Below are 8,585 nucleotides of genomic sequence, written 5' to 3' on the forward strand. Positions count from 1 at the left end.
TTCTCCTTGCCCCCTTTGTATTCGGCCACTTTGTCGGCGTTGGCGGCGAGCACTTCGTCGATCATCGCCAGGATGGCTCCGTCGTCGCTCACCTGTTTGAGGCCCAGCTTTTCGATCGCTTCGTCGACTTCCGCACCCTCGTGTTCGAAAAGGTAGTCGAGTACATCCTTGCCCGCTTTTCCGCTGATGGTGCCGTCGGCGATCCGTTTGACGATCATGGCCAGCTGTGCGGGTCTCACAGGCGCATCCTCCACGCCCATTCCCCCTTTGAGCCGTGCCGGCAGCTCCACCGTGAGCCATTTGGCGGCCTCTTTGGGTGCCGCGCCCGCTTCGACCATCTCTTCGAAATAGGCGGCCGTTTCGACCTCGGCGGTGATCACCGCGGCGTCGTACGGGCGCAAACCGAACTCCTTCACATAGCGTTCCCGCTTTTCGTCGGGCATTTCCGGAATATGGCTGGCCGACTCTATCAGCTCTTCGTCCAGAATCACCGGCAGCAGGTCGGGCTCGGGGAAGTAGCGGTAGTCGGCGCTGTCCTCCTTGCCCCGCATGGAGCGTGTTTCGCCCTTGTTTGGATCGAAAAGCCGCGTCTCCTGCCACACCTCCTCGTCGTAGACACCATCCTCCCACGCCTCGATCTGACGCTCCACCTCGTAGCCGATCGCCTGATGGATGAATTTGAAACTGTTCATGTTCTTGATCTCGACGCGGGTGTAGAGTTTGTCGTCCCCTTTGGGGCGGATCGAGACGTTGACGTCGCAGCGGAAGGAGCCCTCCTGCATGTTGGCGTCGCTGATGCCCAGATACCTGACGATGGCATGGAGTTTCTTGAGGTAGCGTACCGCCTCGTCGGCGCTGCGCATATCAGGTTCGCTGACGATCTCCAGCAGCGGCGTGCCGGCGCGGTTGAGATCGACCAGAGAGTGGTCGCCTTCGTGCATGTTCTTGCCCGCATCCTCCTCCAGATGGGCCCGGGTGATGCCGATGCGCTTCTGGCTGCCGTCGTCGAAATCGATCATCAGGTGGCCGCCCTCGACGATCGGTATCTCGAACTGGCTGATCTGGTACCCTTTCGGAAGGTCCGGATAGAAGTAGTTCTTGCGGTTGAAGACCGATTTCCTGTGGACGGTGGCGTCGATGGCGTTGCCGAACATCATCGCCTTTCTGACCGCCTCTTTGTTGAGGACCGGAAGTGCGCCGGGAAGCCCCAGACAGACCGGACAGGTGTGGGTGTTCTGGGGATCGGCGAAACTGGTGGCGCAGTTGCAGAAGATTTTGGTTTTGGTATTGAGCTGGACGTGGACTTCGAGTCCGATAATCACTTCGAAAGCACTCATATTTTTCAGATTTCCTTACATGGTGTCATAGGGGGTACGAAATATCGTATCGACGCGAAACCGTCGGCTCCGGCTCTTTCGACGGCTTCGATCTGCTCTTCCGTCACGATGCCGCCGAGCGCGAAGAGTTTGATAGATATTTTATCTCTTATTTCTTTTAACTTCTCTAAACCCTGGGCGGGCCCTTTGCCGGGGGTGTCGAATATGGGGCTGAAGGTCACGGCGTCGGCCCCCTCTCTTTGCGCTTTTTCCGCTTCGTGGAGAGTGTGGGTGCTGACGATCGTCCACAATCCCTTCTCTTTCGCCTCCGCGATCCTATCGAAGGCATGGGAGGGAAGATGGATACCGTCGGCCCCCAGTCTGGCCGCCAGCGCCACATCGGTGTGCAGCAGAAACTTCACATCGGGAAAATCGGATCGAAGCGAAAGAAACGACCGGGCTGGTTCGGAATAGTTTGGCGCCCTCTTGTCTCTGAGACAGATCAGGTCGACACGCATCGACGAGAGCGTCGTAAAAAGTCTCTCTTTCAGCGTCGAAGGTTCGCGAGTGTAGTGGGAGGGGTCAGTGATGGCGTAGCGAAGGATCATCGCTTCGGCCCAGTGAGGTTTTGATCTGTTCGAGCAGACGGGTCTGGTGTTTGAGCTCCCGGTACTTGTCGAACTGCAGAGCCGCCACTTCCAGAAGGACGACGCACAGAAGTCCGAAAAGCGAGCCCACGATACCGGCCATGACCGCGATGAAAAATCCGAAAGGGAGAAACGACCAGAAGAGAAAGACGGCGCCCAGCAGAACGATCGCCCAGGCGGCGCCGAGGAGGAAACTGACGATGGTTTCGGCGATCGTTCGTTTCAAAAGAGGATCCCTGATTACAGAGATTCCTCTTCGAGCATGACGGCTCCGGCGAGATAGACGTAGGTCAGGATCATGAAGATGAACGTCTGCAGCAGCGCGGAGAACGCGAGGAGCAGGAACGCGGGAAGCGGAACGATCCAGGGAGCGAGCATCAGGAGGACCCACAGGAAGAGGTCGTCACCTTTGATGTTTCCGAAAAGTCGGAAAGAGAGGGAGATGATACGCGAGATATGGGAGACGATCTCGATCGGGAACATCAGGGGAGCCAGCAGCTTGACCGGACCCATGAAGTGGGCGAAATAGTGGACGACACCGTTCTTGCGGATACCTTCGAAGTTGTAGTAGACGAAGACGATGATCGCCAGGGGAAGTGTCATGTTGATGTTACCGGTGGGTGATTCGAAACCGGGAATGATCCCCAGTACGTTGGCGATTAAGACGATGATACCGATCGTCGCGACCAGCGGCAGATACTTTTTCGCGTTGGTCTCGCCGATGACGTCGCGGCCCATGGCGACGATACCCTGCAGATAGGCTTCCATCACGTTCTGCGTACCTGTCGGAACGAGTCTGAGAGACTTGGTCGCCATCTTCGCCAGCGCGAGGGCGAGAATCGCGGTCAAAAGGAGGTGGGTCGTAAAGATGAACCCGTGAGAGTGGTTGATTGCTCCAAAAAAGGTAAATACACCTTCCATTCGGCTTCCTTTGTCTTAGATTTGTGCGATTTTAACATAAGGTCCATTAATCAGGCTTTAATATAACCCTTATATTTCGCCCTTTTCCTGGCCCAGGCGGTAAAGTGCGAAGTCGTATTTCACGGGATCCTCGGGAGAAAACTTTTTGAGCGCTTCGGTCAGCTCCACCGCCGCTTTCCAGTCGTAGGTTCTACGCCGCAGAAGTCCGAGCCTGCGACCCGTATGGAATGTATGGGTATCCAGGGGGATGATCAGATCGGCCCTCTCTACCATGCGCCATCGCCCCAGATCGAGGGCGCCTTGTCGGACCATCCAGCGCAGGAACATCATCCATCTTTTGTAGGTCGACCGGGGCCTGCCGTCGGAGGGTACACGGCCGATCAGAAAACGGTATCCTCTGCTTTCAAAGGGGTTGAGGCTCTCGAAATGACGGATCAGCGAGAAGACACCCTCGATGACGCGCCTTCGTCTGCCGTATCCCTCCATGAAAAGCTCCTCCATTCCGCCACGCCCCAGCCGCCGCAGCGTCAGAAAAATCTGGATGATATCTTCTCGGGACTGAAACCGGTAGTAGGCGTCGAGCTCTCTGCGGATCGCACCTTCTTCCATGTCGAGCAGGGAGAAATCGAAACTCTGGAGGAGTTCGACGATCTTTCCGGCATTGCCGTACCCGAACAGGGCGCAAAGCAGCACCGCCCGGTCGTCCTTCTGCTCCCTGGCCACAAGAAGCGGATCGGGTCTATCGAGCGAGAGTTCCGAGGGATCGTCACGTTTCGCCGCTTCCCTTTCCAGCCTTTCACGCAAGCCTGTAAAATCTCTTCCGTTCACTCGACCCGCCTATCTGCATCTGTTTGCGGTACTTCGTCACGGTCCTTCGCACCATCTTCACACCGAACTTCTCTTCGATCATCTCCAGGAGCTTCTGGTCGCTGAAAGGTTTCTCCCTGTCTTCCGCGGCGATCGTGTCGGCGATGAACTGTTTGATCGCGGCGTTGCTCACCTCTTCGTCGGGGCCCGAGGTAAAAAAGGCTTTCATCGGAAAGACCCCCCTGTCGCAGGCGAGGTATTTGTTGGCGATGGCCCGGGAGATCGTCGAGGGATTGTGGTCGAACTCTTCGGCGATATCCTTGAGTTTCATCGGTCGGATGTCGCCTCCCTGGAAAAAGTCGTACTGAAACTCCACGATCATCAATCCGATTTTATAGAGTGTCGCTTTGCGCATCTGAAGCGCATCGAAGAGATCCCGCGCCTCCTTCACCTTCTTCCGCACGAAAGCGTGGTTGAGGCCGCCGTCCTCTATGACGATATCCGGATAGAATTCGTCGTTGATCTTCACTTCGATACGGTTCTCGTTTCCGGTGACGATCAGGTCGGGAATGGCAGGAGGCGACTCTTCCATCGTTTCGAGGGCGGGAGGGTTCTTGAAACGGCGTATCACGTCGATAGCCGAGCCATAGAGGGGATCGTTTCTGAAGCTGGAGATGTTTTCGAAATCCTCCAGCATTTTCGCCACGAAGGAGTAGAGAGGCTCCGTCACTTCGCTCTGACGAAGCTGGAAAAGCATCGCTTCGGCGGCGTCACGCGCTCCCACGCCCGAAGGCGTGAGCCACGCGAACCGCTCTCTTATCTTCTCGACCTCTGCGGCACGCACACCCAGACGCTCCGCGATCTCTTTCACATCCCCCTCGAAATATCCCTCGGCCGAAATCTCTTCGACGATGGCGTAGGCGATCTCTTCGCTCCGGGGAGTGGGGAAAAGCGGGGCGTTGATCTGCTCGTAAAGCCTTTCGTAGAGAGATTTTTGGTGGATCGTCAGCGCTTCGATCGTTTCGGAACTGCTGGAGCGTTCGCTTCGGTAGAGGACTTTTTTGGTGAACTTCGCGGAAAACTGCTCTTCGAATCCCGATCTCACTTCCATATAGGGATTCTCTTTTTCGTAGGCTTTGAGCTGATCCTCCAGCTCTTCGAGCCCCGACTGGAGGATGGGCAGCCAGCTGCGCAAAGTGCTCGACAGCTTCGTTTTGAGGCCGGCACTCTGGGTCTGGCGCAATCTCATAGGGTGAAATGCTCTCCGAGATAGTGCTTGATCACCTCCGGATGGCTGGCGATCTCCTGGGATGTACCCTCCGCCATCAGCGCCCCTTCGTACATGACGTAGGCGCGATGGCAGATGCCCAGGGTCTCCCGGACGTTGTGGTCGGTGATAAGTACACCGATATCGAGCTCCAGCAGCTGCCGGATGACGTTCTGGATATCGATGACGGCGATCGGGTCGACCCCGGCGAAAGGTTCGTCCAGCAGCAGAAACTTCGGCTTGTTCACCAGTGCCCTGGCGATTTCGGTACGCCGCCGCTCTCCACCGCTGAGGCGAATCCCTTTGCGGTTTCGGATCGGTTCGATGTTGAAAAGCTCCAGAAGGTTCTCGATCCGTTTTTCGGCACTCTTTTTATCGAGTTTCGCCGCCTCCGCCGCGATCAGGAGATTCTCCTCGACTGTCAGCTCCTTGAAGATGCTCGACTCCTGGGGCAGATATCCGATGCCGCGGCGGGCACGGGTGTGCAGCGGCTCTTTCGTCACGTCGTCGTCGTCGATATAGACCTTCCCCTCCGTCACGGGGATCAATCCGCAGATCATGTAGAACGTCGTCGTCTTGCCCGCCCCGTTGGGTCCCAGAAGGCCTACGACCTCACCCGTTTTGAGTTCGAGCGAAATGCCGCGGACGATCATGTTTTTCTTGATCGTTTTGACCAGTTTTTCCGTTTTGAGTCTATGCATCGTAGGTTATCCTGTATCGGCGTCGGTCTTCCGCCGGTTCGATCTCGATCACGACGGTCTTGAATCCGTGGGCTTTCAGATAGTTTTCGAGGGCTTCGTCCCCCCACTCGATCAGATGCCACCCAGGCTCTTCCAGGCTCTCCAGAAGGCCCATCGCCAGAAATTTCTCGTTGGGACACTGGTAGAGATCGTAGTGGTAGAAGCCGTCGTCGTAGACCTGCTGGATCGAAAAGGTGGGCGATGTCACCGCTTCACCGCATCCTTTCGCCCGGGCGAGCGCTTTGACGAGTGTCGTCTTGCCGGCGGCGAGATCTCCCCGCAGAAAGATGACGGCGTTATCAGGCAGCAGTTCGGCGATCTTTTCGGCAATCTCGTCGAGATTTTCGAGAGAGGCTTCCATCTCCTTCGTCATAGGGCGTTGGATACCTCGACGATCTTTTTCAGAGCTTCCGCCGCTTTTCCCGAGTCGATCGTTTCACGGGCGATGGCGATCCCCTCTTCGAAATCCTTCGCCTTGCCGTCGACGATCAGCGCGCCGGCGGCGTTGATCAGCACGATGTCCCGCTTGGGCCCTTTAAGCTCTCCGGTAAGAATCTCCCGGGTGATCTTCGCGTTCTCTTGGGCATCGCCTCCGGCGATCGCTTCCAGAGGCACACGCTCGAACCCGTATTCGACCGGTTCGATCGTCTCGAGCCGCAGATGCTCCCCTTCCAGCACCGCCGCATCCGTCGGCGCGCCCAGAGAGATCTCGTCCAGCCCGTCCCTGCTGCTGACCACCATGGCCCGCTTCGATCCGAGTCTGCGGAGCGCTTTGGCGATTTTGGGGACGAAAGAGGGATCGAAGACACCGATGAACTGCTTTTCCACACCCGCGGGATTGCTCAGAGGCCCCAGAATGTTGAAAATGGTCCGATGGGGAATCGACTTTCTGATCGGCATGACGAACTTCATCGCGGGATGGTGATAGATGGCGAAGATGAAAGTGAAGCCGCACTCTTGGAGCATCTTCACCTGCTGCTCGGGCGAAAGATCGAGTCTGACGCCCAGTTGTTCCAGCATGTCGGCGCTGCCTGAACGGCTGGTGATGGATCGGTTGCCGTGTTTGGCCACATAGGATCCGGCACCCGCCAGCAGCAGAGAAACGGTGGTGGAGATGTTGAAACTGCCGCTCTTGTCACCCCCCGTACCGCAATTGTCTATCAGTTTCACCCTCAGCTCCTCGGGCACCGGCAGTTTCACCGAGTGGGCCCGCATCACTTCGGCCGCCGCCGCGATCTCGTCGGTACTCTCGCCGCGCTCCGCCATCTCCACCAGCAGAGTTCTCGCCTCCTCCTCGTCCATCAGTCCCAGAAAAAGACGCTCGAATGCCGTTTTCGCCTCTTCGTACGTCATGACAACTCCTCCACATATTCGTCTTTCGCGCTTTTGGGGATCGTTTTGGTCGTCGGTATCTTCAGGACTCTGTAGCGTTTCGTCCCCTTGAGATACCGGATCTCGATCGTATCTCCCACTTTCACGTCCTTGCTCGGCTTGGCCTGCACCCCGTTGATGAAGACGACACCGCTTTTGACCATATCCTGGGCGATGGTCCGGCGCTTGACGAGATTGACACTGCTCAGATATTTATCGATTCTCAATGACCGCTCCGAAATAAAATGTTCTATTTTACATCTCCGATAATTAAAATCAGGTTTATTCCCGCATCCGCCGTCGGGAGGAATGGCTTATGCCCATTTAATGGGAGCTTCGATACAATCGAATCATGACGAACGGGGTATTTTTTCATATCGGTACCGAAGAGGGGCAAACGACACTGCGGCTTGCGGGATCGTGGCGTGTCGACCGGCTCGACCGGATCGAAGAGGAGTTCGACCGGATTCTGCCCGAACTGAAAGAAAAAAAAGAGATCCGGATCGATCTCTCCGGCATCGACGAGATCGACACGGGGGCCATGGTCTTTTTCATCGCCATGCGGGAACGTCTCAAAAAGAGTGCACGCGTCCGCGCGACGGGTGGGAAAAGAGAGTTCTGCCGCATGTTCAGACTCGTCAAACACTACAACCGCCCCCTCCCCGTCACCAAAGAGCCCGCCTTCGCCATCGTCACGAAATTCGTCGCCGGGATCGGCGAAGCCGGCGTCGCCATATTCAAGGATTTCGTACTCTTTCTCAACTTTCTCGGTGCGGCGACCATCGCCTTTTTCGAATCGGTTCTGCATCCTGGGACCATCCGCCTCAAGGAGACCTCGTCCAACATCTACAAAGCGGGCACCACAGCCATACCGATCGTGGCTCTCAGCTCCTTTCTCGTGGGTGTCGTCATCGCCTACCAGAGTGCCGTGCAGCTGGAAAAATATGGCGCCAACATCTTCATCGTCGACATGATCGGCATCTCGATTCCCAGGGAACTGGCGCCGCTGATCACCGCCATCATCGTCGCGGGACGCAGCGGTTCGGCCTATACGGCACAGATCGGCGTCATGAAGATCACCGAAGAGATCGACGCCATGAAGACGATGGGCTTCGAGATCTACCGCTTCGTCGTCCTCCCCCGCATCTTCGCCATGATCGTGGCGCTGCCGCTTCTGATCTTTTTCGCCGATATCGTCGGCATCTACGCCGGCATGATCGTGGCCAAGGCGCAGCTGGGCATCAACATGACCCAGTTTCTCGACAGGCTCCAGAACGCCGTGGAGGTCAAACACTACCTGGTCGGCGTCTTCAAGGGTCCCTTTTTCGCCTTCATCATCGCCGCCATCGGCTGCTTTCGGGGATTCCAGGTCTCCGGCAACACCGAAAGCATCGGGCGCTACACGACCATGAGCGTCGTCAACGCCATCTTTCTGGTCGTCGCCGTCGACGCCCTCTTTTCGGTCATCTTCACGGAGCTGGGGATATGAGAGACACCGGGTACAGGGAAGCGGGAA

The 8,585-nt window shown here is 56.9% G+C and carries 11 protein-coding genes; 1 reads left to right on the forward strand and 10 read right to left on the reverse strand.

The features are described 5' to 3' along the window. The 10 genes from gatB to Q1K23_RS05870 all read right to left on the reverse strand — a co-directional run. Positions 1-1,337 (reverse strand): Asp-tRNA(Asn)/Glu-tRNA(Gln) amidotransferase subunit GatB (gene gatB, locus Q1K23_RS05825; RefSeq protein ID WP_300363211.1); only part of this gene is annotated, 1,337 nt, incomplete at its 3' end. Between the two features lie 5 nt (positions 1,338-1,342). Continuing rightward, complete coding sequence (locus Q1K23_RS05830) at positions 1,343-1,924, reverse strand: thiamine phosphate synthase (RefSeq protein ID WP_300363212.1); 582 nt, start codon at positions 1,922-1,924, stop codon at positions 1,343-1,345. Continuing rightward, positions 1,899-2,189 carry a hypothetical protein gene (locus Q1K23_RS05835; protein WP_300363213.1) on the reverse strand — a complete coding sequence of 97 codons (291 nt, stop codon included), beginning with the start codon at positions 2,187-2,189 and terminating at the stop codon, positions 1,899-1,901. The genes Q1K23_RS05830 and Q1K23_RS05835 overlap by 26 nt, the downstream gene beginning before the upstream one ends. A 14-nt stretch (positions 2,190-2,203) precedes the next feature. Beyond that, positions 2,204-2,884, reverse strand: coding sequence for a F0F1 ATP synthase subunit A (locus Q1K23_RS05840; RefSeq protein WP_300363215.1), 681 nt, complete (start codon positions 2,882-2,884; stop codon positions 2,204-2,206). 69 nt (positions 2,885-2,953) lie between these two features. Continuing rightward, positions 2,954-3,688 (reverse strand): TIGR02757 family protein, encoded by a 735-nt coding sequence (locus Q1K23_RS05845; RefSeq protein ID WP_300363216.1) that lies wholly within the window; start codon positions 3,686-3,688, stop codon positions 2,954-2,956. Then, positions 3,681-4,940: an RNA polymerase factor sigma-54 gene (locus Q1K23_RS05850; RefSeq protein ID WP_300363217.1), complete on the reverse strand. Its 1,260-nt coding sequence runs from the start codon at positions 4,938-4,940 to the stop codon at positions 3,681-3,683. Before Q1K23_RS05850 ends, Q1K23_RS05845 begins: the two co-directional genes overlap by 8 nt. Then, entirely contained in the window at positions 4,937-5,659 is a 723-nt protein-coding gene (gene lptB, locus Q1K23_RS05855) for an LPS export ABC transporter ATP-binding protein (protein WP_300363218.1), read from the reverse strand. The genes Q1K23_RS05850 and lptB overlap by 4 nt, the downstream gene beginning before the upstream one ends. Next, positions 5,652-6,059 (reverse strand): tRNA (adenosine(37)-N6)-threonylcarbamoyltransferase complex ATPase subunit type 1 TsaE, encoded by a 408-nt coding sequence (gene tsaE, locus Q1K23_RS05860; protein WP_300363219.1) that lies wholly within the window; start codon positions 6,057-6,059, stop codon positions 5,652-5,654. The genes lptB and tsaE overlap by 8 nt, the downstream gene beginning before the upstream one ends. An 8-nt stretch (positions 6,060-6,067) precedes the next feature. After that, on the reverse strand, positions 6,068-7,051 hold the full coding sequence (gene trpD, locus Q1K23_RS05865) for an anthranilate phosphoribosyltransferase (protein ID WP_300363220.1): 984 nt from the start codon (positions 7,049-7,051) through the stop codon (positions 6,068-6,070). Beyond that, a complete protein-coding gene (locus Q1K23_RS05870; RefSeq protein WP_300363221.1) occupies positions 7,048-7,296 on the reverse strand; it encodes an RNA-binding S4 domain-containing protein in 249 nt (82 codons plus the stop codon). The genes trpD and Q1K23_RS05870 overlap by 4 nt, the downstream gene beginning before the upstream one ends. Before the next feature lie 125 nt (positions 7,297-7,421). Between Q1K23_RS05870 and Q1K23_RS05875 the strand changes: the two genes are divergently transcribed. Further along, entirely contained in the window at positions 7,422-8,558 is a 1,137-nt protein-coding gene (locus tag Q1K23_RS05875) for an MlaE family lipid ABC transporter permease subunit (protein ID WP_300363222.1), read from the forward strand. Positions 8,559-8,585 lie beyond the last annotated feature (27 nt).

It is taken from the genome of Hydrogenimonas sp. (assembly GCF_029933015.1).
Taxonomy (GTDB): Bacteria; Campylobacterota; Campylobacteria; order Campylobacterales; family Hydrogenimonadaceae; genus Hydrogenimonas.

Bases quoted from the DNA above. Each gene is read 5' to 3' on its own strand.
- Q1K23_RS05840 (WP_300363215.1), bottom strand. From the start codon at position 2,884: ATGGAAGGTGTATTTACCTTTTTTGGAGCAATCAACCACTCTCACGGG.
- Q1K23_RS05850 (WP_300363217.1), bottom strand. From the start codon at position 4,940: ATGAGATTGCGCCAGACCCAGAGTGCCGGCCTCAAAACGAAGCTGTCG.
- trpD (WP_300363220.1), bottom strand. From the start codon at position 7,051: ATGACGTACGAAGAGGCGAAAACGGCATTCGAGCGTCTTTTTCTGGGA.
- Q1K23_RS05830 (WP_300363212.1), bottom strand. From the start codon at position 1,924: ATGATCCTTCGCTACGCCATCACTGACCCCTCCCACTACACTCGCGAA.
- tsaE (WP_300363219.1), bottom strand. From the start codon at position 6,059: ATGGAAGCCTCTCTCGAAAATCTCGACGAGATTGCCGAAAAGATCGCC.
- Q1K23_RS05875 (WP_300363222.1), top strand. From the start codon at position 7,422: ATGACGAACGGGGTATTTTTTCATATCGGTACCGAAGAGGGGCAAACG.
- lptB (WP_300363218.1), bottom strand. From the start codon at position 5,659: ATGCATAGACTCAAAACGGAAAAACTGGTCAAAACGATCAAGAAAAAC.